General features: G+C 64.2%; 27 protein-coding genes, 1 tRNA gene and 1 other RNA gene. 8 read left to right on the forward strand and 21 right to left on the reverse strand.

Annotated elements, in window-relative coordinates; genetic code table 11:
• Nucleotides 1-100: 100 nt before the first annotated feature.
• The 5 genes from FHS92_RS11435 to FHS92_RS11455 form a co-directional block, all read right to left on the reverse strand.
• Complete coding sequence (locus tag FHS92_RS11435) at nucleotides 101-424, reverse strand: YbaB/EbfC family nucleoid-associated protein (protein ID WP_184080705.1); 324 nt, start codon at nucleotides 422-424, stop codon at nucleotides 101-103.
• Nucleotides 421-2082 (reverse strand): DNA polymerase III subunit gamma/tau, encoded by a 1662-nt coding sequence (locus FHS92_RS11440; protein ID WP_184080707.1) that lies wholly within the window; start codon nucleotides 2080-2082, stop codon nucleotides 421-423. The genes FHS92_RS11435 and FHS92_RS11440 overlap by 4 nt, the downstream gene beginning before the upstream one ends.
• Before the next feature lie 64 nt (nucleotides 2083-2146).
• Nucleotides 2147-2241: signal recognition particle sRNA small type (gene ffs / locus FHS92_RS11445), an RNA gene on the reverse strand.
• Between the two features lie 83 nt (nucleotides 2242-2324).
• Nucleotides 2325-3086: an SDR family NAD(P)-dependent oxidoreductase gene (locus FHS92_RS11450; RefSeq protein WP_184080709.1), complete on the reverse strand. Its 762-nt coding sequence runs from the start codon at nucleotides 3084-3086 to the stop codon at nucleotides 2325-2327.
• A gap of 13 nt (nucleotides 3087-3099) precedes the next feature.
• A complete protein-coding gene (locus FHS92_RS11455) occupies nucleotides 3100-4287 on the reverse strand; it encodes an acetyl-CoA C-acyltransferase (protein ID WP_184080711.1) in 1188 nt (395 codons plus the stop codon).
• 188 nt (nucleotides 4288-4475) lie between these two features.
• Here FHS92_RS11455 and FHS92_RS11460 point away from each other — a divergent pair.
• Nucleotides 4476-4562: transfer RNA gene (locus FHS92_RS11460), tRNA-Leu, on the forward strand.
• A gap of 231 nt (nucleotides 4563-4793) precedes the next feature.
• Nucleotides 4794-6266: an ABC transporter substrate-binding protein gene (locus FHS92_RS11465; RefSeq protein ID WP_184080713.1), complete on the forward strand. Its 1473-nt coding sequence runs from the start codon at nucleotides 4794-4796 to the stop codon at nucleotides 6264-6266.
• Here the strand turns inward: FHS92_RS11465 and FHS92_RS11470 are convergent, their stop codons facing one another.
• The 13 genes from FHS92_RS11470 to FHS92_RS11525 all read right to left on the reverse strand — a co-directional run bounded on the left by FHS92_RS11470 (nucleotide 6267) and on the right by FHS92_RS11525 (nucleotide 14820).
• On the reverse strand, nucleotides 6267-6983 hold the full coding sequence (locus FHS92_RS11470; protein WP_184080715.1) for a ribonuclease T2: 717 nt from the start codon (nucleotides 6981-6983) through the stop codon (nucleotides 6267-6269).
• Nucleotides 6973-7833: a carboxylating nicotinate-nucleotide diphosphorylase gene (gene nadC / locus FHS92_RS11475; RefSeq protein WP_184080717.1), complete on the reverse strand. Its 861-nt coding sequence runs from the start codon at nucleotides 7831-7833 to the stop codon at nucleotides 6973-6975. Before nadC ends, FHS92_RS11470 begins: the two co-directional genes overlap by 11 nt.
• Nucleotides 7814-8548 carry a hypothetical protein gene (locus FHS92_RS11480; protein ID WP_184080719.1) on the reverse strand — a complete coding sequence of 245 codons (735 nt, stop codon included), beginning with the start codon at nucleotides 8546-8548 and terminating at the stop codon, nucleotides 7814-7816. Before FHS92_RS11480 ends, nadC begins: the two co-directional genes overlap by 20 nt.
• Nucleotides 8548-9543, reverse strand: a complete 996-nt coding sequence (gene nadA / locus FHS92_RS11485; RefSeq protein WP_184080721.1) for a quinolinate synthase NadA — start codon at nucleotides 9541-9543, stop codon at nucleotides 8548-8550. Before nadA ends, FHS92_RS11480 begins: the two co-directional genes overlap by 1 nt.
• 1 nt (nucleotide 9544) lies before the next feature.
• Complete coding sequence (locus FHS92_RS11490; RefSeq protein WP_184080723.1) at nucleotides 9545-10171, reverse strand: DUF4230 domain-containing protein; 627 nt, start codon at nucleotides 10169-10171, stop codon at nucleotides 9545-9547.
• Nucleotides 10168-11058, reverse strand: coding sequence for an MBL fold metallo-hydrolase (locus FHS92_RS11495; protein ID WP_184080725.1), 891 nt, complete (start codon nucleotides 11056-11058; stop codon nucleotides 10168-10170). Before FHS92_RS11495 ends, FHS92_RS11490 begins: the two co-directional genes overlap by 4 nt.
• A gap of 278 nt (nucleotides 11059-11336) precedes the next feature.
• On the reverse strand, nucleotides 11337-11669 hold the full coding sequence (grxD, locus tag FHS92_RS11500) for a Grx4 family monothiol glutaredoxin (RefSeq protein ID WP_184080727.1): 333 nt from the start codon (nucleotides 11667-11669) through the stop codon (nucleotides 11337-11339).
• Nucleotides 11670-11713: 44 nt separating this feature from the next.
• Nucleotides 11714-11947: a BolA family protein gene (locus tag FHS92_RS11505; RefSeq protein ID WP_184080729.1), complete on the reverse strand. Its 234-nt coding sequence runs from the start codon at nucleotides 11945-11947 to the stop codon at nucleotides 11714-11716.
• 10 nt (nucleotides 11948-11957) lie between these two features.
• Nucleotides 11958-12281 carry a DUF1476 domain-containing protein gene (locus FHS92_RS11510; RefSeq protein WP_184080731.1) on the reverse strand — a complete coding sequence of 108 codons (324 nt, stop codon included), beginning with the start codon at nucleotides 12279-12281 and terminating at the stop codon, nucleotides 11958-11960.
• Nucleotides 12282-12338: 57 nt separating this feature from the next.
• Nucleotides 12339-12932 (reverse strand): 3-isopropylmalate dehydratase small subunit, encoded by a 594-nt coding sequence (gene leuD, locus FHS92_RS11515; RefSeq protein ID WP_184080733.1) that lies wholly within the window; start codon nucleotides 12930-12932, stop codon nucleotides 12339-12341.
• The gene (locus FHS92_RS18565) at nucleotides 12932-13066 is read right to left on the reverse strand and encodes a hypothetical protein (protein ID WP_281377803.1); all 135 of its coding nucleotides are present in this window, start codon (nucleotides 13064-13066) and stop codon (nucleotides 12932-12934) included. The genes leuD and FHS92_RS18565 overlap by 1 nt, the downstream gene beginning before the upstream one ends.
• Nucleotides 13063-14502: a 3-isopropylmalate dehydratase large subunit gene (gene leuC / locus FHS92_RS11520; protein ID WP_184080735.1), complete on the reverse strand. Its 1440-nt coding sequence runs from the start codon at nucleotides 14500-14502 to the stop codon at nucleotides 13063-13065. Before leuC ends, FHS92_RS18565 begins: the two co-directional genes overlap by 4 nt.
• Before the next feature lie 135 nt (nucleotides 14503-14637).
• Nucleotides 14638-14820 carry a CsbD family protein gene (locus FHS92_RS11525; protein ID WP_184080737.1) on the reverse strand — a complete coding sequence of 61 codons (183 nt, stop codon included), beginning with the start codon at nucleotides 14818-14820 and terminating at the stop codon, nucleotides 14638-14640.
• Nucleotides 14821-15012: 192 nt separating this feature from the next.
• Between FHS92_RS11525 and FHS92_RS11530 the strand changes: the two genes are divergently transcribed.
• Genes FHS92_RS11530 through FHS92_RS11540 form a run of 3 tightly spaced genes read left to right on the forward strand, consistent with a single transcriptional unit; the run spans nucleotide 15013 to nucleotide 18785 of the window.
• The gene (locus FHS92_RS11530; protein ID WP_184080739.1) at nucleotides 15013-16593 is read left to right on the forward strand and encodes an NAD(P)/FAD-dependent oxidoreductase; all 1581 of its coding nucleotides are present in this window, start codon (nucleotides 15013-15015) and stop codon (nucleotides 16591-16593) included.
• Nucleotides 16594-16608: 15 nt separating this feature from the next.
• Nucleotides 16609-17001, forward strand: coding sequence for a GtrA family protein (locus FHS92_RS11535; RefSeq protein WP_343056723.1), 393 nt, complete (start codon nucleotides 16609-16611; stop codon nucleotides 16999-17001).
• Nucleotides 16998-18785: a hypothetical protein gene (locus FHS92_RS11540; RefSeq protein WP_246351946.1), complete on the forward strand. Its 1788-nt coding sequence runs from the start codon at nucleotides 16998-17000 to the stop codon at nucleotides 18783-18785. Before FHS92_RS11535 ends, FHS92_RS11540 begins: the two co-directional genes overlap by 4 nt.
• On the opposite strand, the gene msrB is transcribed toward FHS92_RS11540, so the two are convergent.
• Entirely contained in the window at nucleotides 18782-19276 is a 495-nt protein-coding gene (msrB, locus tag FHS92_RS11545; RefSeq protein ID WP_184080960.1) for a peptide-methionine (R)-S-oxide reductase MsrB, read from the reverse strand. The genes FHS92_RS11540 and msrB overlap by 4 nt on opposite strands.
• Nucleotides 19277-19320: 44 nt before the next feature.
• Between msrB and queG the strand changes: the two genes are divergently transcribed.
• A complete protein-coding gene (gene queG / locus FHS92_RS11550) occupies nucleotides 19321-20364 on the forward strand; it encodes a tRNA epoxyqueuosine(34) reductase QueG (protein WP_184080962.1) in 1044 nt (347 codons plus the stop codon).
• 3 nt (nucleotides 20365-20367) lie between these two features.
• Here queG and FHS92_RS11555 read toward each other — a convergent pair whose 3' ends face one another.
• On the reverse strand, nucleotides 20368-20757 hold the full coding sequence (locus FHS92_RS11555) for a hypothetical protein (protein WP_184080743.1): 390 nt from the start codon (nucleotides 20755-20757) through the stop codon (nucleotides 20368-20370).
• Between the two features lie 117 nt (nucleotides 20758-20874).
• Here FHS92_RS11555 and FHS92_RS11560 point away from each other — a divergent pair, with 117 nt between their 5' ends.
• On the forward strand, nucleotides 20875-21867 hold the full coding sequence (locus FHS92_RS11560) for a PfkB family carbohydrate kinase (RefSeq protein ID WP_184080744.1): 993 nt from the start codon (nucleotides 20875-20877) through the stop codon (nucleotides 21865-21867).
• A 128-nt stretch (nucleotides 21868-21995) separates the two neighbouring features.
• Here the strand turns inward: FHS92_RS11560 and FHS92_RS11565 are convergent, their stop codons facing one another.
• Nucleotides 21996-23309, reverse strand: a complete 1314-nt coding sequence (locus tag FHS92_RS11565) for a hemolysin family protein (RefSeq protein ID WP_184080746.1) — start codon at nucleotides 23307-23309, stop codon at nucleotides 21996-21998.
• A gap of 133 nt (nucleotides 23310-23442) precedes the next feature.
• Between FHS92_RS11565 and FHS92_RS11570 the strand changes: the two genes are divergently transcribed.
• Nucleotides 23443-24132 carry a YiaD family glycine zipper/OmpA-like lipoprotein gene (locus FHS92_RS11570; RefSeq protein WP_184080748.1) on the forward strand — a complete coding sequence of 230 codons (690 nt, stop codon included), beginning with the start codon at nucleotides 23443-23445 and terminating at the stop codon, nucleotides 24130-24132.
• Nucleotides 24133-24171 lie beyond the last annotated feature (39 nt).

Genomic DNA, 24171 nt, shown 5'->3' on the forward strand with positions numbered 1-24171 from the left:
GTTGGACCCTATATGTGTTGTATAGCGCGCCAATCAATGTTCGCGGTCCATCCTGCACCTGAAAAGCTGAACGCGACGATAATGAATCCACGATAGCCTATCAGAACGGCAGCTTGAAACCGGGGGGGAGCGGTAAGCCGCTGGTCATCTTGCTCATTTCGCTGTTGCTGGCTTCGTCGGCCTTCTTGCGCGCGTCGTTGAACGCGGCGACAACCAGATCCTCGACCATCTGCTTTTCCGAAGGAGCAAGCAGACCTTCATCGATCGACACCCCAACGACACGGCCCTTGGCGGTGGCGCGCACCCGCACGACGCCGCCGCCCGAAACGCCCTCAACCTCGATCTTGTCGAGATTTTCCTGGGCGCGCGCCAGTTCCTCCTGCACCCGGCTGGCCATGCCGAGAATTTCGTTCAAGTCTTTCATGCACTTGCGCTCCATTTTGCGGTTTCATCGACACCGATCAGTTCGGCATCCGGAAAGGTCTCCAGCGCCGCCTTGATAACCGGCATATCGCGGATGGCTGCAATGGCCGCGGCGGCTTCGGCCTCGGCCCGCTCGGACAGCGTCGGCTGCGGAGTCTCGCCCTGATCACCGTCGCCAATCGTCACAATCCAGCGCAGCCCGGTGATCTGGTCGAGCGCGCCCTTGAGCTTCTGTACAAAGCCTTCGCCCACGGGCGCAGCGGGCTGGAACAGCAACTCGCCCTCGGCGCTATAGCGCACCGGACGGACGCGATGTTCCACCTCATCGGCAATCGCGCTCTGCTTGTTCTTCCACAACAGGTCGACCATGGCCTCGAACGTTGCGGGCGCATTGGCCTGCGGAGCCGCTGATGGCGCGGGCGCAGACGAAAGCACGGGCGCACGCACAACACCGCCGCCCTCCTGCAACAGGCGGGCCAACTCGCTCGGGTCAGGAAGGCTCGCGGCGTGCATCAGGCGAAGCAGCGCCATTTCGGCGGCTTCCACCGGCATCGTGGCGCTCACCACATCCTCGTGCCCCTTGAGCAGCAACTGCCACAGCCGGTGCAGCGGCGCGAAACCCAGCTCGCTTGCCCAGTCAGCCAGCGCCTCCCGCTCCTCGACCGACTGCGCGGGGTCGTCGGACCGTCGTCCGGCCTTCGCCGCCGTCACCGCATGGACGATCTCCATCAGCCCCCGGATCAGCGACAGCGGCTCGACGCCGAGGTCATGCTGGTCGCGCAGCATGGCGAGGACCGCCGCCGTATCGCCGGACAGGATCAGCCCGAACAGCCGCCGCACCGCGCCGCGATCCGACAGGCCAAGCATGTCGCGCACCTGATCGGCCGTAACGCGCGCGCGCGCTTCGCCGCTCGCCTCTGCACCCGCCATTTCGGCATGGGCGATCGCCTGATCGAGGATCGACAGCCCGTCGCGCGCGGACCCTTCGGCCGCCTGCGCGATGATCTTGAGCGCGGCCGGTTCGGCCTCCACGCCTTCCTGCGCAACGATGGCGGCGAAGTGATCCGCCAGCTTCTCCGCCGAAATACGTCGCAGATCAAAGCGCTGGCAGCGGGACAGCACCGTCACCGGCACCTTGTTCACCTCGGTCGTGGCGAACAGAAACTTGACATGCGCGGGCGGTTCTTCGAGCGTCTTCAGCAAGGCGTTGAACGCGTTTTTGCTGAGCATATGCACTTCGTCGATGATATAGATCTTGTAGCGGGCCGACACCGCCGCATAGCGCACCGCCTCGATGATCTCGCGCACGTCGTCGACGCCTGTGTGGGACGCAGCGTCCATCTCGATCACGTCGATATGGCGCCCCTCGGCAATCGCCATGCACGGTTCGCACACCCCGCACGGGTCGATCGTCGGGCCGCCCTGCCCGTCCACACCGATGCAGTTCAAAGCCTTGGCGATCAGCCGCGCGGTCGATGTCTTGCCGACCCCCCTCACGCCGGTCATCAGGAAGGCGTGAGCAAGCCGCCCGCGCTTGATCGCGTTGCCCAGCGTCTGCACCATCGCATCCTGCCCGATCAGCGCGCCGAAGCTTTGCGGGCGGTATTTGCGCGCCAGCACGCGATAGGCGGCGGGGGCAGAAGAAGGGGAATCGGTCATCGCGGATGTTCTAGCGGGTCAACCCGCACTTGTCGAAGGCAGGATCGCCCGCCGGAGCGACAACGCGGTGGGAGCCGAACGACCCGCGGCAAAATCGTTGTGGCTGCTTCCGTCAGGATCTGACCAGGTTGGCGACGACCACGTCCGCCCGACTCCCGGACGCGCATATGGCCGGGACCGGGCGATATTGCAAGGCGGCAGGAAAATCCCCGCCCTGCTCGTTTCCGTATGTCGATCCGCCCTTAGCGCGGAGCCATGCGGATCGCGCCGTCGAGACGAATGGTCTCGCCATTGAGCATCGGGTTGATGACGATGCTTTCCACGAGCATCGCATATTCCTCTGGCCTGCCAAGGCGGCTGGGGTGCGGCACCTGCTGGCCCAGCGAATCCTGCGCGGCCTGCGGCAGGCCCGCGAGCATCGGCGTCCAGAATATACCCGGCGCGATCGTCACGACACGGATGAGCGACTGTGCGAATTCCCGCGCAAGGGGGAGCGTCATGCCGACCACGCCGCCCTTTGACGCGGCATAGGCCACCTGCCCGATCTGCCCGTCGAACGCCGCAACCGATGCGGTGTTGACGATGACGCCGCGTTCCTCACCCAATGCTTCGGCCTGCTGCAGGCGGGCGGCAAAGCGCGAAGCGACAAGGAAGCTACCGACCAGATTGATCTCGACCGCCTTGCGAAAACTCTCCATCGGATGCGGCACAAATTCGCGCCCCACCGCCTTGATCGCCGGGGCAACGCCCGCGCAGTTAACGAGAATACGCGCAACGCCATGCGCCGCCTGCGCGGCATCCAGCCCCGCGTTGACGCTCGCTTCATCCGTGACGTTGACCGACTGGAACAGGCCACCGATCTCCTGCGCGACGCCTTCGCCGACCTCCGCATTCAGATCGAATAACGTGACTTTTGCGCCCATCGCCGCCAGTTTTCGCGCGGTCGCTGCACCCAGCCCCGATGCGCCACCGGTCACGATGGCGGCCAAACCCTGTATCTGCATGTCCTGGTTCCTCTCAGATCAATTCGACCGCAACGGCCGTCGCCTCGCCGCCGCCGATGCACAGGCTCGCCACGCCGCGCTTCAATCCGCGGTGCTGGAGCGCGGCAATCAGCGTCGCCATAATCCGCGCACCGCTCGCGCCGATCGGGTGGCCCAGTGCCGTCGCGCCACCGTTGACGTTCAGCTTTTCCGCCGGAATGTTCAGCTCCCTGGCAGCGATCATCGCGACGACGGCGAACGCCTCGTTCACTTCAAACAGATCGACATCGTCCACACTCCACCCGGCCTTGTCGAGAAGCTTGCGGATCGCAGGGACCGGCGCGGTGGTGAAGAGCCCCGGCTCATGCGCATGGGCGGCATGGGCGACCACGCGCGCCACCGGGCTAAGGCCGAGCGAGTCGGCCACGCTCTGCCGCGTCATTACCAGCGCCGCCGCGCCATCGGAGATGGACGATGCATTCGCCGCCGTGATCGTCCCATCCTTGGTAAAGGCGGGCTTGAGCGAAGGGATCTTTTCCGGGCGCGCCTTGCCGGGCTGCTCGTCGGTATCGACCACCGTGTCGCCACCGCGCGACGTGACCGTGACGGGTGCGATCTCTTTGGCAAAGGCCCCGCTGTCGATAGCCGCATTGGCGCGCTCCAGCGAACGGATCGCATAGGCGTCCTGCTCTTCGCGAGTGAACTGATAGTCGCGCGCCGCATCCTCGGCGAACACGCCCATCGCCTTGCCCGGGGAATAGGCATCCTCCAGCCCGTCCATCATCATCGTGTCGATGATGCGATCATGACCGATGCGCGCCCCCGCCCGGTGCTTGGGCAGGGCATAGGGCGCGTTGGTCATGCTCTCCATGCCGCCCGCCACAATCACATCGGCGCTTCCGGCCGCGAGCGCATCATGCGCCATGATCGCCGCCTGCATCCCCGATCCGCACATCTTATTGACGGTCGTTGCCTCGACGCTCAACGGAAGGCCCGCGCCCAGCGCCGCCTGCCGTGCAGGCGCCTGGCCCAGACCGGCGGGCAAAACGCAGCCCATATAGATCCGCTCGATTGCGTCCGGTGCGACGCCCGCGCGCTCGACGGCCGCCTTGACGGAAGCCGCGCCCAGATCGGTCGCCTTTAACGCGGACAACGCGCCCTGAAACCCGCCCATCGGCGTGCGTGCGTAACTCAGGATGACGACAGGATCGGACATAAGCATTTCCCTGGCTTGAAAAAAGGCGCGCGGAATATGCAGACGCCGCGAGATCCCGCACATCTAGGCATAGCCCAAAAATAGTCAAGTACTACTGACCTATTTTCGGTGAACCGAGCGCCGACTTGACGAAGCGCCTGCCAAGCGGCACTGCACAGCCGCAGGGCAGACGCGGGGATCGCGCAAGCCCGCATGCGGACGTGGCGAAATCGGTAGACGCAGCGGACTTAAAATCCGCCTCCCGTTTGGGAATGCGGGTTCAAGTCCCGCCGTCCGCACCATTTTATTGTTGGGCTTCAAGCGCTGGCGGCGACATCCGTCGCCTTGGCTTTCCTCGCAAAGCTCGGGCGGCCGTTCGGCCTTGCGAACCCGATGGGTCGAAGCTGTGGGGCCTCAAGCGCCGGTGGCGATATCCATCGCCGTGACGTTCGTCGTATTAGCGGGTTGGCGCGGGGCGCGCGGCGCGATACACCGGGCGGACCCTCGTATACCGAACACAGGCTTTTGCCTCCATGCCCGCTCGTTTCCTCCTTTCCCTCCTGGGACTGTTGCCGTTGGCGATGCTCAGCGCATGCGACCGGCAGACGAACGACAGCCCCGTCGTGGTGAGCGTGATCGGCCGGACGCAGGAGATTGTCGAGCCGCTCACCAACAATGCGTCCACGGCGGGCCGGGTCACTCTGGGAGCAACGGCGCAGGGCCTCGTCAGCCTCGACATCGATGGTGAAGTCATTCCCGCGCTCGCGCAGCGGTGGATCGTTGAGGATGACGGGCGCAGTTACATCTTCCGTCTGCGCCGCGCCCAATGGGCCGATGGCGACCGGGTCGACGCGCGCGAGGTCGCCCGCCTGCTCGAAGCGCGCATCCGCGCCTGGTCGCTGCTCGACCCTTATGGCAATATGGCGGCGGTCACCGACGTGCTGCCGATGACCACCGACGTGATCGAGATCCGCCTCGCCCAGCCACGTCCCAATTTCCTCGTCATGCTCGCTCAGCCGCAAATGGCGGTGGCGCGACGCAGCGGCGGCACCGGCCCCTATCTCAAGGAGCGGCGCGGCAACAGCCTCCACCTCCACCCCCTGCCCGATCCTCTTGCCGACCCCGACGCCCCCAAACCCGAAGGCGAGACCCGTGACGATCGCATTCTCTATGGTGAGCGCGCCGCGCGCGCGGTGATGCGCTTCGTCAACGAGGAAGCCGACCTTGTGCTGGGGGGTACCATCGCCGATCTGCCCTATCTGTCGCTCGCCAATGTCGAGGGGCGCGCGGTGCGCATCGATCCGGTCGACGGTCTTTTCGGCCTCGCCGTGACCGGCAAGCGGGGTATCACGCAGGATCCGGGTATGCGCGAGGCGCTCGCGATGGCCGTCGACCGGCAGCAGCTTCCCCCTCTCTTTGCGATCTCCAACTGGACGGTCAGCGACCAGATTATCCCGAAGCAGTACAACCTGCCCCGCCCCCCCACCCGTCCGCGCTGGGGCGACATGCCCATGGCCGACCGGCTCGCGCTGGCACGCGGCATCGTCACCCGTTGGAAATCGCAAAACGACGGCGAAACGCCCGTGATCAAGGTCACCATGCCCACCGGGCCGGGGGCAAGCCTCATTTTCCTCTCGATTGCCCGCGACTGGCGGCGCATCGGCATTCAGGTGGAGAAGGTCGAGAAAGGCGGCGATCTCACCCTGATCGACGAGGTCGCGCCCTATGACAGCGCCTTCTGGTATCTTGGCCGGATCAGCTGCCGACGGCAGGTCCATTGCAACCCCCAAGCCGAACAGCGCCTGCACGACGCCGCCACAGCGCCGACGCTCGACGAACGAATGGCGCGGCTGGCTGAAGCGGAAAGCCTGTTTCAGGCCGACGGGGGCTATATTCCGCTCGGTGCGCCGCTGCGCTGGTCGCTGGTCTCCCGCCGCCTCAACGGGTTCGAGCTCTCCCCACGGGGCAGTCACCCGCTCCAGCGCCTGTTCGCGCCGGAACGATAGTCAGGATCGGATCCGCACCGGCTGGCGCCCATTCACGCCGGGCTTACCGGCTGGACAGGCCGTCGCGGCAAATCCTGTGCCAAGGCAGACCCACACTTCCTCCAGCCAGCCGCCCCGCCCCAGCTGCAAACGTATGGCGCTCCGCTCAATGCCGGGATTGCGCACCGAAAACGCATCAGCGACATCCGCCGCGGTCAGCGATTTGCGCCGCACCAGCGCCTGCATATCCGGAAAGCGCAGCCGCTGGTACAGCCCCCGCGCCCGGTCGAAATACGCATCCGCGTCGCGCGCCATGCACGATCCGTGCTTCGCCCATTCATGCTGCATCAGCTGCACGGACGGCGTAACGCACAGATTTTCGCCCAGTACCTGCGGCGGCACCAGCGGCGCGGCGGCACAGAATTGTGGCCATTGCCGCCCCGTCCCTTCCGGCCACAGCCCATGCAGGATGAACCCGAACCGCCCGATCGCCCCGCCACACTGCATCGCCGCATCCCGACTGTACCGCGCAGGCCCGGCGCAGAATTGCGGGGTCCACGACAGGGTCAGCGTATAACCACCGATCGGCAGGACCCGCCGTGCTTCCCCTGGTCCGGGCAACACCGGACGCGGGCGCGGTAGGCTGTACGGGACGGCGCAGGCGGTCGCCTGCGCATGAGCGGCTACGGGCGAAAACCCGGCCAGCAGCAGGGCTACGGCCGCAGCCTTACACTTCATCGAAATCCAGGCCGATATCCGCCGCCGGAGCCGACTGGGTGAGCCGTCCGACGCTGATATAGGTGACGCCGCTCTCGGCGATCGCGCGGATCGTGTCGAGCGTCACTCCGCCCGAGGCTTCCGTGGGCACGCGCCCACCCACCAGCGTCACCGCGCCGCGTAACGTGGCCGGACCCATATTATCGAGCAACAGGTTGGTCGCGCCTGCGGCAAGCGCCGGTTCAATCTGGTCCACGCGATCTACTTCGACAATGATGCGCTCAACACCGGCAGCGACTGCGCGGCGCACCGCCTCGCCCACCGATCCGGCAACCGCGACATGATTGTCCTTGATCATCGCCGCATCGTACAGGCCCATGCGGTGGTTGGTCGCGCCGCCCATGCGCGTCGCATATTTCTCGAGCACCCGCAGTCCGGGGATGGTTTTGCGCGTGTCGAGCAAGATCGCGCCGGTCCCGGCGATCCGGTCGACATAGCTGCGTGTCATCGTCGCGATCCCGGTCAGGTGCTGCACGGTATTGAGCGCGGACCGCTCGGCCGTGAGCATCGCCCGCGCCTTGCCCCGGACGCGGAGCAGGTCCGTGCCGGCGGCGACCTTCTGCCCTTCCTCCACCAGGATTGTGACCTCAATATCCGGGTCGAGCGCCCGAAAGAACGCCTCGGCGAGGGGCAGGCCCGCAACGACGGCAGCGTCGCGGCTGTCCATCACCCCAGAAAATAGCGCATCGGCCGGGATAACGCTTTCCGACGTCACGTCGCGCCCGCCCGCGCCGAGCGGCCCACCAAGATCTTCAGCAAGAGTGGACGCAATGAAAGCGGAAAGATCGAAGTTAGGAAGCAAGAAGGTCATGACCAATCTCCCAAAGCGCTCTCATGGCCTCCAATTTCAATTGGGCAGGCTCGTGCTCTAGTCGCATAATAGTTGTAGGTGCTTTGGCTGCTAGACCATTGAAAAATTGACCAACAATCCAAACTCCCTGATCATCTACAGCGATTAGCCGGTCGTGAATAGCGGATGGCTCAGTCAATCGTACTTCTAACGGCCTCGCCTGACCAAACTGTTCTACCCACCGATCGACGGCAACTTTCAGGGTTGCCTTCACTTTTTGTCGTGCCGACAAGATTCTGATGCTTACTCCCTCGCGTATTGTGCGTGCAAACTCATTGAGTAGTTTCTCGTCAGAATAGGGGTCTACAAAGAGCACTGATAGATTTGCGTCTGAGACAATTTTGTCGATCTGCATCAGCGCGTCAAAAGGAGACGCCGCAGGCAAAAAGGAACCCCTAGACGGCGTTCCAATCTTCTCTTCAGCCCGCGCCAAAGCAGTATTCAATAATATAGAAATTTTTCTGGCGTTGCTCGAGCGAAGGATACCATCCATCCCTTGGGCAGCGACCTTCAGCATAGCAAATTCTACAGTATCGAGAAATGGCTCGGATCTGACGATCGCCCTGCCCAGCCATCTATGTTCTTCAACATCAAAGGGAGCATTTCTATTTGATAAAGTAGTCGGCATTTCGGCGACCAGTTGCCCAAGCAAAGCATATCCTGTCTGCTCGTCCATCACCGCGCCCCCAGATCCCCCTGCCCCACGGTTCCGCTCGCCATCTCGAGCATGCGATCCAGGCTCTTCTTCGCCGCCAGGCGCAGCTCTTCGTCCATCTCCACGCGCGGCGTCAGGTCGCGGAGCGCGAGGTACAGCTTCTCCAGCGTGTTGAGCGCCATATAGGGGCAGATGTTGCAGTTGCAGTTCCCGTCCGCGCCCGGCGCGCCGATGAAGGTCTTCTCCGGCATGGCGAGCTGCATCTGGTGGATGATGTGCGGCTCGGTCGCGACGATCAGCGTGTCGCCCGTCATATCCTTCGCATATTGCAGGATGCCGCTGGTCGACCCGACATAATCGGCATGCTCGACGATATGCGCGGGGCATTCCGGGTGCGCGGCGACGGGCGCGTCGGGGTGCTGCGCCTGCAGCTTCACCAGCTCGGTCTCGCTGAACGCCTCGTGCACGATGCACACGCCCGGCCACAGCAGCATGTCGCGCCCGGTCTTGCGCGCGAGATAGCCGCCCAGATGCTTGTCCGGGCCGAAGATGATCTTCTGCTCCGGCGGGATCTGCGCAAGGATCTTTTCCGCCGACGATGACGTGACGATGATGTCGCTGAGCGCCTTCACCTCGGTCGAGCAGTTGATGTAGGTGAGCGCAATATGGTCCGGGTGCTCCGCACGGAACGCGGCGAACTTGTCGGGGGGACAGCTGTCCTCCAGCGAGCATCCGGCGTCCATGTCCGGCAGCACGACGATTTTTTCGGGCGACAGGATTTTCGCCGTTTCCGCCATGAAGCGCACGCCGCAAAACGCGATTACGTCCGCATCGGTCGCCGCCGCCTTGCGCGAGAGTTCCAGCGAATCGCCCACGAAATCAGCAAGATCCTGAATTTCGGGCCGCTGATAATAATGGGCGAGGATGACGGCGTTGCGTTCCTTGCGCAGCCGGTTGATCTCGGCCAGCAGGTCCAGCCCCGCAAGGCTGCCGCCCATTCCACCACGTGCGTCCATGTCATTCTTGTCCTTCTTCGTCGGCGAAATGCGCCTTCACACTGGCCTTTATCTTGGCCGCGGCCAGCGGCATAGCAAAACTGCGCTCGATCGCATTGCGGGCAGCGTCGCGGGCGAGCCGCATCGGCACCGCCTCCCGCGCCTGAATCAGCAGCTCGGCCTGTCCGCGTATCTTGTTCGCCTCATCCAGCGTCGCCTTGGCATCGGTGAGGCTCAGCAAGATCCCGCCCTGTCCAAAGGTACGGATGCCATTCAAATCAACCTCCGGCCCCGACAGGATCAAGGGCGGCAGTCTGACGGAGAGGGTCTTGGTCTTTTCGTCCCACTTCACATCCTGCCGCTTGATGGCGTTGAGATCGATCTCGTACCGCACGAGGCCAGGCAGGATCATCGTCCGCTCGGCGGTCAGGCCGAGCCGTTCCTGCTTGGTCGTCACCACCGCGACGAACCGCGCAACGAAGGGCGTCAGCCGCGCCTGCTCCTTGAGGCCCGTCAGGCTCGACGTGGCAATGGTCTCGACCTGACCCGTGACCTTCTCGTTCAACATCTGCTGGATATAATAAGCTCCGCCGAACGCCGCCCCGAACAGCACCAGCGCCAGCACCCCCAGCCCGATCCATTTCTTCATGCCCCCGCAGTCTCCCACCGATCATCGATCGTCTTCTGCACCAGCCCCCGTTGCGTCAGGTCGATCAGATGCGCCAGCACCGATCGCGCCGCCGCCGGATGAAGGCGGGTATCGACCCCCTTGTACATCGCCGCGACCATATCCGCTATGCTCGCGCCCTGGCCCTTCGCGGACGCGATATGGCGCAGGATCTGGCCCTCGCGGCTCTTGCGGTGGCCCATCATCCCGCGGGCAAGCCGCTGCGGCGTGTCCACGGGGTCGCCATGGGCCGGGTAATAGATCGCATCGTCCCGGTCGGCCAGCCGCTGCATCGATCGCATATAGTCGCCCATATCGCCGTCCGGTGGCGAAACGATCGTCGTCGACCAGCCCATGATGTGATCGCCGGTGAACAGCGCGTTTTCTTCCCGCAAATGGAAACAGAGGTGGTTGGACGTGTGGCCCGGCGTCGCCACCGCCTCGATTGTCCAGCCCGTCCCGGCAATCCGATCGCCGTCACGCAGGACCCGGTCGGGCGCGTAATCCGCATCGAACGCGGCATCCGCGCGCGGTCCGTCGTCTTCCATCGTCAGCGGCGCACAACCGATGATCGGCGCTCCCGTTCGCGCGGCAAGCGGCGCGGCGGCTGGACTGTGATCGCGGTGAGTATGGGTGCACAGGATCGCCGTCACAGGCCGATCCGCGATCGCGCGCACCAACGCGTCGAGATGATCCGCATCCGCCGGGCCGGGATCGATCACCGCGACATCTGCGCTACCAACCAGATAGCTTTGCGTGCCGGTAAAGGTGAAGGCCGACGGGTTCGGCGCCAGAACCCGGCGCACCAGCGGCGAGAGTGTCATCGCCTCTCCCGCAGGGAGGGTGGAAATGTCAAAGGGTGCGTCCATGCTTCCCATGTGCCATCTCGCGAGGATTATTCAAGCGCACGGAAAAAACAGGTAAAATTCGTCGGAATATTTTACAGCGCCTATGCAGCTAAATTGGCGTTAACCATCGCCATCCGCAGCAAAGCGTCGATCCCCGAATCTGGCACGAAGCCTGCGTCTCTTTCGGCATACCCGTTCAATATAGGGGGATGCCGGCGCCACAATCTCCGCGACGCATCCCCCGCCCGGGTTTCCCAAAGTTCCAGTGTTTACAGCCGGTATTCGTAACGAGCGCGCGATTACTCCGCCTTCGCGACGCCCAGCTCGTCCATCATCTGGTGAAGCTCACCGGCTTCGTACATTTCCATCATGATGTCGCTGCCGCCAACGAATTCGCCCTTTACATAAAGCTGCGGGATGGTCGGCCAGTCGGAAAAGGCCTTGATGCCCTGCCGCACTTCCTGATCCTGCAGCACGTCGACCGTATCATAGGCGACGCCCAGATGCTCAAGGATGGCGATCGCGCGGCTCGAAAACCCGCATTGCGGGAACAAGGGGGTGCCCTTCATGAACAGCACAACATCGTTCGATCCGACGATCTGACCGATGCGTTCCTCAATGGCCTGTGTCATTTTTCAAACTCCGAAACGGGAAAAAGGCGCTTGCCTGCAAGCCTTTAGTTGGGAACCGCCGTGGTCAGTTGCAAGGCGTGCAACACGCCGCCCATCCGGCCATCGAGGGCGGCGTAGACGGCCCGCTGCTGCTGCACGCGGTTCAGGCCACGAAAGCTCTCCGACACCACACGCGCGGCATAATGATCGCCATCGCCGCGCAAGTCGGTAATATCGACCTGCGCATCCGGAATGGCCGCGCGGATCATGTTTTCGATTTCCTGCGCGCTCATCGGCATGGGCGACGTCCTATTGGGGTTCGATGAACATGCGGCGTGCGATCACCGCCTGCTCTTCGAGCGCAGCGCGCACCGTCGGCTCGTCGATCTCAACGCCCGCGCTGGTGAGGTCGCCAACGAGCTTGCGGATGACATCCTCGTCACCCGCTTCCTCAAAGTCAGCCTGCACGACCGCCTTCGCATAGGCATCGGTCTCGGCCGGGGTCAGTCCCATCTTCGCGCCCGCCCATTCACCGAGCAGACGATTGCGGCGCGCCGTGATGCGGAACTGCATGTCCTGATCGTGCGCGAACTGCGATTCGAAGGCTTTCTCGCGATCGTTAAAACTGGTCATATGTGCTTGCCCCGGATGATAAACCCTGTGGTGAATAAGATAGGGATGCCGACGCCCTCACGCAACCGCAGGCACGAGCCATGGCTGGTCGGCGGCCCGCTTTTGCTCGTATTGCTCGATCCCGCTCGTATTGCCGAGCGTCAGCCCGACCTCGTCCAGCCCACCGAGCAGGCAGGACTTGCGGAACGGATCGATCTCGAACGAAAATCGGTCCTGAAACGGCGTCGTCACGCTCTGCGCCTCCAGATCGACATGGATCGGATCGGTCTTGGCGACTTCCATCAGGCGGTCGACCGCTTCCTGCGGCACGGCAACCGTCAGGATACCGTTCTTGAACGCGTTGCTCGCGAAGATGTCCGAGAAGCTCGGCGCGATCACCACGCGCACGCCCATGTCGATGAGCGCCCATGCCGCATGCTCGCGGCTCGATCCGCACCCGAAATTGTCGCCCGCGATCAAAATCGGGCTGCCCGCGTAGGTCGGGTCGTCGAACACATTGTCGGGGTCGGCACGCAACGCTTCGAACGCACCCTTGCCGAGGCCGACGCGCGAAATCGTCTTGAGCCATTTCGCCGCGATGACCATGTCGGTGTCGACATTCTTGGTACCAAGCGGATAGGCCCGGCCTTCGACCGTCTTCAACGGCTCCATCAGCGCGCGCTCTTCTCTGCCGTAGTCGCGACAGGGCGAACCTTCGTCGCGCCATCGGCCGCATGACCGAGCCGCACCGCAATCGCGGCGCTTCCCAATGCGCCGAGCACCATCAGCCAGAATGCACCCTTCATGCCGTCTCTCCCACCAATTCTCTTACGTCTGTCAGATGCCCGGTGATCGCCGCCGCCGCCGCCATCGCGGGCGAGACGAGGTGCGTACGCGCGCCCGGCCCCTGTCGGCCCATGAAATTGCGGTTGGATGTCGACGCGCACCGCTCGCCCGCAGGCACCCTGTCCGGGTTCATGCCCAGGCACATCGAGCAGCCCGGTTCGCGCCATTCAAAGCCCGATTCGGTGAAGATCCGGTCCAGTCCTTCGGCCTCCGCCTGCCGCTTGACGAGGCCCGAACCCGGCACGACCAGCGCCTGCCGGATGGTGCCCGCGATCTTCCGGCCTTTCAGCACGGCAGCCGCCGCGCGCAGATCCTCGATCCGGCTGTTCGTGCAGCTTCCAATGAAGATATGCTCGACCGGCACGTCCTCCATCCGCTGCCCCACCGTCAGCCCCATATAATCGAGCGCGGCCTTCGCCGCCGCCTGCTTGGAGGGATCGGCGAAGCTCTCCGGCGCCGGAACGACTCCGGTGATCGGTACCACATCCTCGGGGCTGGTTCCCCAGGTGACATTCGGCACCACTTCCGAAGCGTCGAACACGACGGACGTGTCGAACACCGCGCCCTCGTCCGTTACAAGGGTCTTCCAATAGGCAACCGCCGCGTCCCAGGCCGCGCCCTGCGGCGCCATCGGCCGCCCTTTCAGATACGCGAACGTCTTTTCGTCGGGCGCGAACAGCCCAGCGCGCGCGCCGCCCTCAATCGACATATTGGAAACGGTCAGTCGCCCCTCGATGCTGAGGTCACGAAACGCCGATCCGCGATATTCGATGACATGGCCCGTGCCACCCGCCGTACCGATGCGGCGGATGACTTCGAGGATCAGGTCTTTCGCCGTAACACCGGGGCCGAGTTCGCCATCGACGCGCACTTCCATCGTCTTGGACTGCTTGAGCAGCAGCGTCTGGGTCGCCAGCACATGCTCGACCTCGCTGGTGCCGATGCCGAAGGCCAGCGCGCCCAGCGCACCATGCGCCGCTGTATGGCTATCGCCACACACAAGTGTCGTCCCCGGCAGGGTAAAGCCCTGTTCCGGGCCTACCACATGGACGATCCCCTGCTCCGGGTCCGCATCGCCGAAATAGCGGATGCCGAATTCGGGCGCATTGCGTTCCAGCGCGGCAAGCTGCCCCGCACCCTCAGGATCGGCGATCGGAATACGGTTCCCTGCCGCGTCGCGTCGCGCGGTCGTGGGCAAATTGTGGTCGGGCACCGCGAGCGTCAGGTCGGGCCGACGCACCTTGCGGCCGGCGATGCGGAGACCTTCAAAAGCCTGCGGGCTGGTCACTTCATGGATGAGGTGACGGTCGATGTAGATCAGGCAGGTTCCATCGTCCCGCCGCTCGACGACATGGGCGTCCCAGATTTTCTGGTACAGGGTAGTTGGCTGTGTCATGCCGACGTCCCTAGCGCCAGTCGCGCGCAAACGGAAGAGAGTTAACCGCCTAGACCAACGCCTTTTCCTTTATACCCGGCAAGGAAAAGGCCGCTCCCGGTCGGGAACGGCCTTTTTGTCATTGAGGGAAAGAGATCAGACTTTGTTGCCCAAGGCGCCTTTTACCGAGCCCTTCAGCTGCTGGCCCTTGCCCTTGAGTTCCTGTGCCTGACCCTCTGCTTTCTGGTCGGGATCGCGGTTGTGGTCACCCAGCGCTTGCTTGCCACGGCCGATGGCCTCGTTCGCCGCACCCTTGGCCTTGTCGATCAGTTCACCCATGGGGAGTTCCTTTCCATTCCGGCAGGCGCACTGTGCGTCCGCTTCGAAAAGAAAACCATCGTAGGGCATCCGCAGTTCCTCGATTTGTCGCACGGACCGTCGTGCTTTTGCACGTGTCGATCACCTATTCTTAACCATTCCTTAGAAGATTTCCTTCACTCCCCATCGGACGTAATTGCCGGGGAATATGTTATGTCGCTGGGAGACCACAGCACGGATGTCGCGATCATCGGCGCGGGGCCAGCGGGCCTGACCGCCGCCTATTTGCTCTCCAAACAGGGACTGCGCGTGACCGTGATCGAGAAAGATCCGGTCTATGTCGGCGGCATCAGTCGCACGGTCGAGCATGACGGTTTTCGCTTCGACATCGGCGGCCACCGCTTCTTTTCGAAGTCGCAGGAAGTCGTTGACCTCTGGAACGAGATCCTGCCCGACGATTTCATCCAGCGTCCGCGGATGAGTCGCATCTATTACGAAGGCAAATTCTACAGTTATCCGCTACGCGCGTTCGAAGCGTTGGGCAATCTGGGCCTCTGGCGCTCGACGCTCTGCATGGCGAGCTTTGCGAAAGCAAAACTGTTCCCCAACCGCAATGTGCGCAGTTTCCAGGACTGGGTCGTCAACCAGTTCGGCCACAAGCTGTTTTCGATTTTCTTCAAGACCTACACCGAAAAGGTGTGGGGCATGCCCTGCGACGAGATGTCGGCAGACTGGGCCGCGCAGCGCATCAAGGGGCTATCGCTCGGCGGGGCAGTGCTCGATGGGCTGAAACGCAGTCTCGGCCTCAACAAGCGTCCCAATGACGGCATGGAAACGAAGACGCTGCTCGAAACCTTCCGCTATCCACGCCTCGGCCCCGGCATGATGTGGGACGCGGCGCGCGACAAGGTGATCGCTGCCGGAAACCACGTGCTGATGGGCCACGGACTCAAGCAGGTGATGCAGGATCAGGTGACCGGCCGCTGGCGCGTCCGCGCGACCCGGCAGGACGGCGCGAGCATCACTATCAACGCCGACCATGTCATTTCCAGCGCCCCGATGCGCGAACTGGCCGGGCGCATCCATCCGCTGCCCAAAACGCTGAGCGATGCCCTCAACCTCAAATATCGCGATTTCCTGACCGTCGCCCTGATGATCCGTTCGGACGACTTGTTCCCCGACAACTGGATCTACATTCACGACAGCAAGGTGAAGGTCGGCCGCGTGCAGAATTTCCGCAGCTGGTCGCCCGAAATGGTGCCTGATGCCACCATAGCCTGCGTCGGCCTCGAATATTTCTGCTTTGAGGGCGATGGCCTGTGGTCATCAAGCGATGCAGAACTGGTGGAATTCGCCAAGCGCGAGATGGCGATCCTGGGCCTTTGCCGCCCGCAGGATGTCGTCGGCGGTGCGGTCGTGCGGCAGGAAAAGGCCTATCCGGTCTATGACGACGCCTATGCCGCCAATGTACTGACCATGCGCACCGAGCTGGAAACGAAATATCCCACACTGCATCTTGTCGGCCGCAACGGCATGCACCGCTACAACAACCAGGATCACGCGATGATGACAGCGATGCTGACGGTGCGCAACATCGTCGCGGGCGAGCGCCTTTACGACACCTGGGCGGTCAACGAAGACGCGGAATATCATGAGGCGGGCGATGAAGGCCAGATCGCGGCGGCGGGAACCCCGGAACTGACGTCGGGTGAGCGCGCAGCGCTGGCAAGCGTCCGCGATGTCCCCGCTAAGCTCGAGGCACCCTCCACGAAATCCACCAGCCGGGCCGCCTGATCCATGGTGCGCCGGGTGTCGGCCTATCTGTGGCGCGTCACCTATGCGCGTTATGTTGCAGCGAGCGCGGCCGCCCTGTGTCTCGACATCGGCCTGTTCCTGCTCATGTTGCGCGTTGGCGTACCGCCGATCGCGGCATCGTCGATCGGCTATAGTGCGGGCCTTGTCCTGCACTGGATCATCTCGTCGCGCCTCGTCTTTTCCGGCGCCGCTGCGCGCGATGCGCGGCAGCGCACCCAGCAAAAGGGCCTGTTCATCGCCTCCGCCATGATCGGCCTCGCCATCACCAGCGCGATCGTCGGCATTGGCACGCATTTCGGGCTGGACGCACGCCTCGCCAAGCTGGGCGCAATCGCCGTCAGCTTTCAGGCGACATGGATGCTGCGCCGTTCCGTCGTTTTCGCATGAGCAGCGCTCCCTCCTTTACTGAACCGAAATCCGGCCGCTGGATCGACCGGGGGCGTCACGCGCAATGGGTTCTGTTCGCGCTGTGGCTGGAATGCGTCCTTGTCTGGATGGTGCGCTATTGGGGGAGTTTCGACATCCTCGATTTTCGTGACCCTGACGATGCGATGCGGCTGGTGCAGGTTCGTGATTTCCTGAACGGGCAGAGCTGGTTCGATGTCAGCCAGCACCGGGTCAATCCGCCCTTTGGCGGGCCGATGCACTGGTCGCGGCTGCTCGATCTGCCGATCGCCGGGCTGATAGCGCTGTTTCGCCCGCTGCTCGGGGCCCATGGCGCGGAGGTCGTGGCGTGCGTCGCCGTGCCCCTGATCACCTTGGGGATTTTGTTCCTGCTGTTCCGCCGCGCGCTCCGGGACTTCCTCGGCAACGGCCTGTCGCTCTTTGCGATCGCGCTGCTCGCAACATCCTTCGCAATCCTGGCCCAGACCCCGCCGCTGCGGATCGACCATCATGCGTGGCAGATCGTCATGGCCGCTGCCACTATGGGTGGCGTACTCCACCACGATCCGCGCAAAGGAGGTATCATTGCCGCGCTCGCAATGGCGATGTGGCTGCATATTTCCAGCGAGGCACTCCCCTTCGCGGCGCTGGTGGGCGGCGTGATGGCTGTCCGTTACGCGCAAAGTGCGGCAGAATGGCCGCGCCTGATGACCTATATGCTGGTGCTGGTCGCTGGCTGCGCCGGGTTGCTGCTGCTCACCCATGGCTGGACCGGCAGCCTGATGTCCTACTGCGACGCCATGTCTCCGGTCTATCTGGCCCCGCTTGCTGCTGTGACAGCGGCGCTTTGGATTGCGCACCGGCTTGTTCCGCAAGACCGGGCCATACTCCGCTTCCTTCCCGCCGGAGTCGCAGGCCTTGCCGGAGCATTCTTGTTCGCGCGCATCGGCGGGCGCTGCCTCGCCGGGCCGTTCGCCACGCTTGATCCGGTGGTCTATGAGTTCTGGTACAAGGGCGTTCTTGAAGGTCTGCCGATCTGGAAACAGGATCCCATGCTCCGCGCGATCATCCTGCTCCCTTCACTTGCGGGCATTATCGGCCTGTGTGTCGCATGGAAGCGCGAACCCGATCCCGCCCGGCGGGTGCAGTGGCTCTCGCTCGGGCTGCTGGCAGCGGGCGGGCTGTGCGTCGCCATCCTCGTCATGCGCTCGATGAGCGTCGCGCATCTCTTCGCGCTCCCCGGTTCGGCGTGGATGATCGCCGGGCTTTATGCACGCGTCGAGACGATGAAATCGGCCTTAGCGCGGGTGGCGCTAGTGCTGCCGCTGTGCGCGATCAGCCCGGCGGGGCTGACAAGCGCAGCAGTGCTGATGGCCCCTGCCCCGCTGTCCGTCACTCCATCGACGTCCTGTTCCTCCCCCGCCCAAATCGCCGCGCTCGCAAACATGCCGACGACGACATTGTTTGCCCCGCTCGACATCGGCCCGAGCATTCTGCTGCGCACATCGCACAGTGTGATCGGGACAGGACATCACCGGAACGTCGCAGGCATCGGGAAAGTCGTGCACGCGTTCCTTGCACCTCCCGATCAGGCCCGCCCGATTATCCTGAGCACATCGGCACGCTATCTGCTGGTATGCCCCAATCTCGACGAGACGGGACGATACCGAAAAGCGCAGCCCAACGGACTGGTGGCGCAACTGGTGGCGGGCCACAGGCCGTCATGGCTCACCCCCGTCAAAGTCCCGGGCGTCGACTATATGCTCGTCTACCGGATCGAGCGCTAGCCGGTCGCCGGGGCGAACGTCATCGCTCCGCCGTTCATGCAATAGCGTAGCCCCGTCGGCCGGGGGCCATCGTCAAACACATGGCCGAGATGCCCGCCGCAGCGCGCGCAATGCACCTCGGTCCGGGCATAGCCCAGGTCGCGATCCGTGCTCGTGCCCACCCTACCGGGTAATGGCTGGTAAAAGCTCGGCCAGCCGGTGCCACTGTCAAACTTGGTCCTGGACGCGAACAGCGGCTGCTCACACCCGGCGCACCGGAACGTGCCCTTGCGCTTCTCATGGTTCAGCGGGTGGGTAAACGGCCGTTCCGTCGCCTTCTCCCGCAGGATCGCATATTGCTGCGGCGTCAGGCGGCTGCGCCATTGCGCATCGGTGAGCTGGAAGGGATAGGCGCGCGCCTCGGCGTCGTCGATCCACGGGAAGACCGACCCGGCGATCGCCGCCGCGCCCAACGCGACACCCCCGGCCAGCAGTGTTCTGCGCGAAATCATCATTGCGTCCTCCCGATCCGGCTGTACCACCCCACATAATGACGATGAAGCCGGATTTCGACACCCTATTGCGCGCAAAAGCCGACGAGCTGGGATTTGTCGCGCTGGGGATCTGCGATGCCGACGCCACGCCGCTCGCTGGCGAGCGCCTGCGCGCGTGGCTCGACGCGGGCTGTCATGGCGATATGCTGTGGATGGAGGAACGGGCCGACCAGCGCGCCAGCCCCACCGCCCTGTGGAGCGATGTGCGTTCGGTGATCATGCTCGGGATGAGCTATGCCTCCGCACACGACCCGATGGCGCTGGCCGACGTACCGGATCGGGGCCGCATTTCCGTCTACGCGCAGGGCCGCGATTATCATGATGTCGTCAAGAAGGCGCTAAAGGCGCTCGCTCGCTGGATGGTCGACAACGGCTCGGGTGCGCTCAAAGTGTTCGTCGATACCGCTCCGGTGATGGAAAAGCCCCTCGCCGAAGCTGCCGGGATTGGCTGGCAGGGCAAGCACAGCAACATCGTCAGCCGTACCCACGGGAGCTGGCTGTTTCTCGGCGCGATCTACACCAGCGCGTCCCTTGCTCCCAGTGCCCCCGCGCAGGACCGCTGCGGCCGCTGCACCGCCTGCCAGAGCGCCTGCCCCACGGATGCGTTCATCGCGCCCTATCGGCTCGACGCGCGGCGGTGCATTTCCTACCTCACCATCGAACACAAAGGCCCGATCCCGCACGACCTGCGCGCCGGGATCGGTAACCATGTCTATGGCTGCGACGACTGCCTCGCCGTATGCCCGTGGAACAAGTTCGCCAGCGCGGCGCAGGCGAACCGCGAATTTGTCGGGCGGGCCGAACTGGCGGCGCCCGCACTCGCCGACCTGCTGAAACTCGACGATGCGGGCTTTCGCGAGGTGTTCGCCGGATCGCCGATCAAGCGCATCGGTCGCGACCGGATGGTGCGCAACGCCGCGATTGCGGCCGGCAACAGCGGCGACGCTTCCCTGCGCCCCGCGCTTACCGCGCTGCTCAAGGATGAAAACGATGTCGTGCAGGAAGCCGCGATGTGGGCGCTCGATCGGCTGACGTTCGCCCCATAGGCGCTACTTTCCTGGAACCTCACACTTTGCCAGTTCCACATCCTCGCCGGTGGGCAGGCGGCTGTCGACATGCGTGACCTGCGGCTCTTTTCCCTTGGCGGGCGCATAGAGATAGGTGTCGATCACACAGCGCCCCGTGGTGAACTGCAACTTGCGCACCGTCCGGTCGCGGATGTCGAGCCGCGGCGCACCGAACAGAGCGACCAGCTTCCTGGCATCCAGACCCATCAACGGCGCGGGCGCCGCCCCGTACTGTGATGCCATGACCTGCGTGCGGGTGGACGCGGATGCCGGACCCGGGCCGGTTTCCCCGCAGCCTGATAACGCCAGCGCGCACGCGCCAAGCACCCCCAGCGCAACCCCGCGCGTACCGAACGTTTCGATGCCTTTCATACCCTGCCTATTCACCCGTTACGCAGCCCCGTCAATTGCCCGGTTGCACACGCGCGGCGCGGTGGGTAGGGACAGCGCCAGTCCGCTTTGCCCGTCCGCTGTCCGAAAGGTTTTGCCGTGTCCCAGCCTACCCTTGATGTCGTCGCCATCGGCAACGCGATTGTCGATGTCATCGCCCGCAGCGACGACGCCTTTCTCGCGAGCCAAGCCCTCGTCAAGGGCGGCATGCAACTGATCGACGCCGAAACCGCGACGTCCCTTTATGCGGAAATGGGCACGGCGATCGAGATGAGCGGCGGATCGGCCGCCAACACGCTCGCTGGGATCGCGGCGCTGGGCGGGGCGTGCGGCTTCATCGGCCAGGTAGCCAGCGACACGCTCGGCACAGTATTCACGCACGACATCCGCGCGCTCGGCATCACGTTCGACACGCCTGCGCGCAGCGATCCGCCGACCGCCCGCTGCCTCGTGCTGGTGACGCCGGATGCGCAGCGCACGATGAACACCTTCCTCGGCGCCTCGCAATATCTGCCCGCCGCCGCCATCGACACGGCCCTGATCGCGTCCGCCCGCATCCTCTATCTCGAAGGCTATCTGTGGGATCCCGAAGAGCCGCGCGCCGCGATGCGCGCCGCCATTGCCGCCGCGCGCGATGCGGGTCGGATGGTCGCCTTCACGCTCTCCGACACTTTTGTGATCGACCGCCACCGCGATGACTTCAACGCGCTGATTGATGCCGGACAGATCGATATTCTCTTCTCCAACGAGAACGAGATTCAGGCGCTGGCCCAGGTCGACGGGTTCGACGCCGCCGTTGCGGCCATTGCCCCCAAGGTGAAGCTGCTGGTTTCGACCCGCAGCGAAAAGGGCGCGATCGCGATCGTCGATGGGCAGCAAACCGCCGTACCCGCCGCCCCGGTGAACGAAGTGATCGACACCACCGGCGCGGGCGACCTGTTCGCGGCTGGCTTCCTCGCCGCCTATGTCGAGGGCAAGGAGGTCGAAAACTGCCTCAAACTCGGGGCGCTGGCCGCCGCCGAAGTGATCAGCCATTACGGCGCGCGACCGGAAGCGGATTTGAAGGCGCTGAGGGTCGAAGCGGGGCTTTGAGCCCTCATCCCGACCGGTACTGATAGCCCCTCCTCTTGGGACGAAGGGTTGGGGCGGTGCTGATCCGGGCGCTGACCTGCGGGGCGTCTACCCCACCCCCTGCCCCCTGAAGGGGAGGGGAGATTTCGTTATCCCCGCGCCGACACCAGCAGCTTGTCAATCTTGCGCCCGTCCATATCGACGATCTCGAACCGCCAGCCTTGATCGTCGAAATATTCGCCGATTTCCGGCAAATGCTTCAGCCGCCACAGCGCGTGGCCCGCGACGGTCGCATAATCGCGCTCTTCGGGTAGGTCGATGCCGATCCGCTCGGCCAGCATGTCGATCGCCATCTGCCCGGACACCAGCAGGCTGCCGTCCTCACGCTCGACCAGATCGGGTTCATCGTAAAGATCCGCATCCGACGCGAACTGCCCGGCAATCGCGGACAGCAGGTCGGCCGGCGTGACGATCCCCTCGAAATGGCCATATTCGTCATGGACCATCACCATCGGCACGTCGGATCGGCGCAGCACTTCGAGCGCATCCATCGCGTCGACCTGATCGGGGACGACCGCGACCGGGCGCATCAGCGCGCGCACGTCGATCTTCTGCCGTTTGAGCAGCGCGGACATGATGTCGCGCGACTGGACGATACCGATGATCTCCTCCACCGACCCCTGCCCGACGGGCAGGCGTGTGTGCGGCGTATCCAGCAGGCAGGCGCGCACCGTGCGAATATCCGCGTCCGCGTCGATCCAGTCGACCTCCATGCGCGGCGTCATGACTTCGCGCACGGGCCGATCGGCAAGCCGCACCACGCCGGAAATAATCGCGCGTTCGCTCTCCTCGATAACGCCGGACTTGCTCGCTTCGGCAACGATCAGGTGCAGCTCCTCCGCCGTCACATGCGCCTCATTTTCGCGGTTCATGCGCAGCGCGCGGAAGATCAGCGCGCTCGATCCGTCCAACAGCCAGCCGAGCGGCGCAGTGATCCAGGACAGCCAGAGCATCGGTCGCGCCATCACCATCGCAATCGGCTCGGGCGCACGCAGGGCAAATTGCTTGGGCACCAGCTCGCCGATGATGAGCGAAGCGTAGGTCGTCAGCCCGATGACGAGCACGAAACCCATGGTTGCCGCGGTCTCCGCCTCCAAACCCAGCAGCGCCAACCGGTCGCCCACCGGCTTGCCCAGGCTCGACCCTGAATAGGCGCCCGCGAGAATCCCGATCAGCGTGATACCGATCTGCACGGTCGAAAGGAATTTGCCCGGGTCCGCCCCCAGCTGCAACGCAGCGGTCGCGCCGCCCTTCCCCGCCTTTTCCGCCGCCTGCAATCGGGGTTTGCGGGCCGACACGATCGCCAATTCCGACATCGCGAACACGCCGTTCAGCGCAATCAGCCCGAGGATGATGAAAATGTCGATCCAGGGGAACGGGGCTAAAGGGGGTACGTCGGTCATGGCGCGCGCTCTTCATGCCCTGCTTCTGTCAATTTCACAACAGAACAATCAGCGTCCGTTCATGCGACGAATGGAACCTTTGGGGCTGTCGAATGCTCGACCGGAACGGACAACAGCCGAAAAGGAACACTCAATGCTGACTCTCTCCCGCCGCCTGAGCGCAGGGATCGCGCTTGCCGCTCTCGCTGCCACCGCCGCGTGCACCACCGATCCGGACACCGGCCGTCGCACCATTTCCAAGGCGGCAATCGGCGGGATCGGCGGCGCACTGGGTGGCTATCTGCTGGGCGACGTGGTGGGCGGCCGCAACGACCGGACGGAAAAGATCCTGGGCGCAGGCATTGGCGCGGTCGCAGGTGCGGGCATCGGCGCGTACATGGATGCGCAGGAACGCAAGCTGCGGGAACAGACCGCCGGGACCGGCGTCGATGTGATTCGCGACGGTGACAATCTGCTGCTGCGTATGCCCTCGGGTATCACCTTCGCCACCGACGACGCCAATGTGCAGCCGCAATTCCGTCCGACACTGGATCAGGTCGCTTCTACCCTGTCCCAATATCCCAAGACCTATATCGACGTGTACGGCCACACCGACAGCGATGGATCGGATGCCTATAACCAGGGCCTGTCCGAACGGCGCGCGCAGTCGGTGGCCGGATATCTCTCCAGCCACGGCGTCCAGTCCGCCCGCCTCGCCACGCGCGGCTTCGGCGAGACCCAGCCGGTTGCCGACAACACGACCGCCGACGGCAAGGCCGCCAACCGTCGTGTCGAAATCCGTATCGTCCCGGTCAGCGAAGGCGACGTCGCCCGGGCATCCTAGTCCTGTTACAAGGCCATGGCGTCGCCCTGCCGGCGGGCG

This window comes from Sphingobium subterraneum, assembly GCF_014199435.1.
Taxonomy (GTDB): Bacteria; Pseudomonadota; Alphaproteobacteria; order Sphingomonadales; family Sphingomonadaceae; genus Sphingobium; species Sphingobium subterraneum.

Bases quoted from the DNA above. Each gene is read 5' to 3' on its own strand.
- FHS92_RS11435 (WP_184080705.1), bottom strand. From the start codon at position 424: ATGAAAGACTTGAACGAAATTCTCGGCATGGCCAGCCGGGTGCAGGAG.
- FHS92_RS11440 (WP_184080707.1), bottom strand. From the start codon at position 2,082: ATGACCGATTCCCCTTCTTCTGCCCCCGCCGCCTATCGCGTGCTGGCG.
- FHS92_RS11450 (WP_184080709.1), bottom strand. From the start codon at position 3,086: ATGCAGATACAGGGTTTGGCCGCCATCGTGACCGGTGGCGCATCGGGG.
- FHS92_RS11455 (WP_184080711.1), bottom strand. From the start codon at position 4,287: ATGCTTATGTCCGATCCTGTCGTCATCCTGAGTTACGCACGCACGCCG.
- FHS92_RS11465 (WP_184080713.1), top strand. From the start codon at position 4,794: ATGCCCGCTCGTTTCCTCCTTTCCCTCCTGGGACTGTTGCCGTTGGCG.
- FHS92_RS11470 (WP_184080715.1), bottom strand. From the start codon at position 6,983: ATGAAGTGTAAGGCTGCGGCCGTAGCCCTGCTGCTGGCCGGGTTTTCG.
- nadC (WP_184080717.1), bottom strand. From the start codon at position 7,833: ATGACCTTCTTGCTTCCTAACTTCGATCTTTCCGCTTTCATTGCGTCC.
- FHS92_RS11480 (WP_184080719.1), bottom strand. From the start codon at position 8,548: ATGGACGAGCAGACAGGATATGCTTTGCTTGGGCAACTGGTCGCCGAA.
- nadA (WP_184080721.1), bottom strand. From the start codon at position 9,543: ATGGACGCACGTGGTGGAATGGGCGGCAGCCTTGCGGGGCTGGACCTG.
- FHS92_RS11490 (WP_184080723.1), bottom strand. From the start codon at position 10,171: ATGAAGAAATGGATCGGGCTGGGGGTGCTGGCGCTGGTGCTGTTCGGG.
- FHS92_RS11495 (WP_184080725.1), bottom strand. From the start codon at position 11,058: ATGGACGCACCCTTTGACATTTCCACCCTCCCTGCGGGAGAGGCGATG.
- grxD (WP_184080727.1), bottom strand. From the start codon at position 11,669: ATGACACAGGCCATTGAGGAACGCATCGGTCAGATCGTCGGATCGAAC.
- FHS92_RS11505 (WP_184080729.1), bottom strand. From the start codon at position 11,947: ATGCCGATGAGCGCGCAGGAAATCGAAAACATGATCCGCGCGGCCATT.
- FHS92_RS11510 (WP_184080731.1), bottom strand. From the start codon at position 12,281: ATGACCAGTTTTAACGATCGCGAGAAAGCCTTCGAATCGCAGTTCGCG.
- leuD (WP_184080733.1), bottom strand. From the start codon at position 12,932: ATGGAGCCGTTGAAGACGGTCGAAGGCCGGGCCTATCCGCTTGGTACC.
- FHS92_RS18565 (WP_281377803.1), bottom strand. From the start codon at position 13,066: ATGAAGGGTGCATTCTGGCTGATGGTGCTCGGCGCATTGGGAAGCGCC.
- leuC (WP_184080735.1), bottom strand. From the start codon at position 14,502: ATGACACAGCCAACTACCCTGTACCAGAAAATCTGGGACGCCCATGTC.
- FHS92_RS11525 (WP_184080737.1), bottom strand. From the start codon at position 14,820: ATGGGTGAACTGATCGACAAGGCCAAGGGTGCGGCGAACGAGGCCATC.
- FHS92_RS11530 (WP_184080739.1), top strand. From the start codon at position 15,013: ATGTCGCTGGGAGACCACAGCACGGATGTCGCGATCATCGGCGCGGGG.
- FHS92_RS11540 (WP_246351946.1), top strand. From the start codon at position 16,998: ATGAGCAGCGCTCCCTCCTTTACTGAACCGAAATCCGGCCGCTGGATC.
- msrB (WP_184080960.1), bottom strand. From the start codon at position 19,276: ATGATTTCGCGCAGAACACTGCTGGCCGGGGGTGTCGCGTTGGGCGCG.
- queG (WP_184080962.1), top strand. From the start codon at position 19,321: ATGAAGCCGGATTTCGACACCCTATTGCGCGCAAAAGCCGACGAGCTG.
- FHS92_RS11555 (WP_184080743.1), bottom strand. From the start codon at position 20,757: ATGAAAGGCATCGAAACGTTCGGTACGCGCGGGGTTGCGCTGGGGGTG.
- FHS92_RS11565 (WP_184080746.1), bottom strand. From the start codon at position 23,309: ATGACCGACGTACCCCCTTTAGCCCCGTTCCCCTGGATCGACATTTTC.
- FHS92_RS11570 (WP_184080748.1), top strand. From the start codon at position 23,443: ATGCTGACTCTCTCCCGCCGCCTGAGCGCAGGGATCGCGCTTGCCGCT.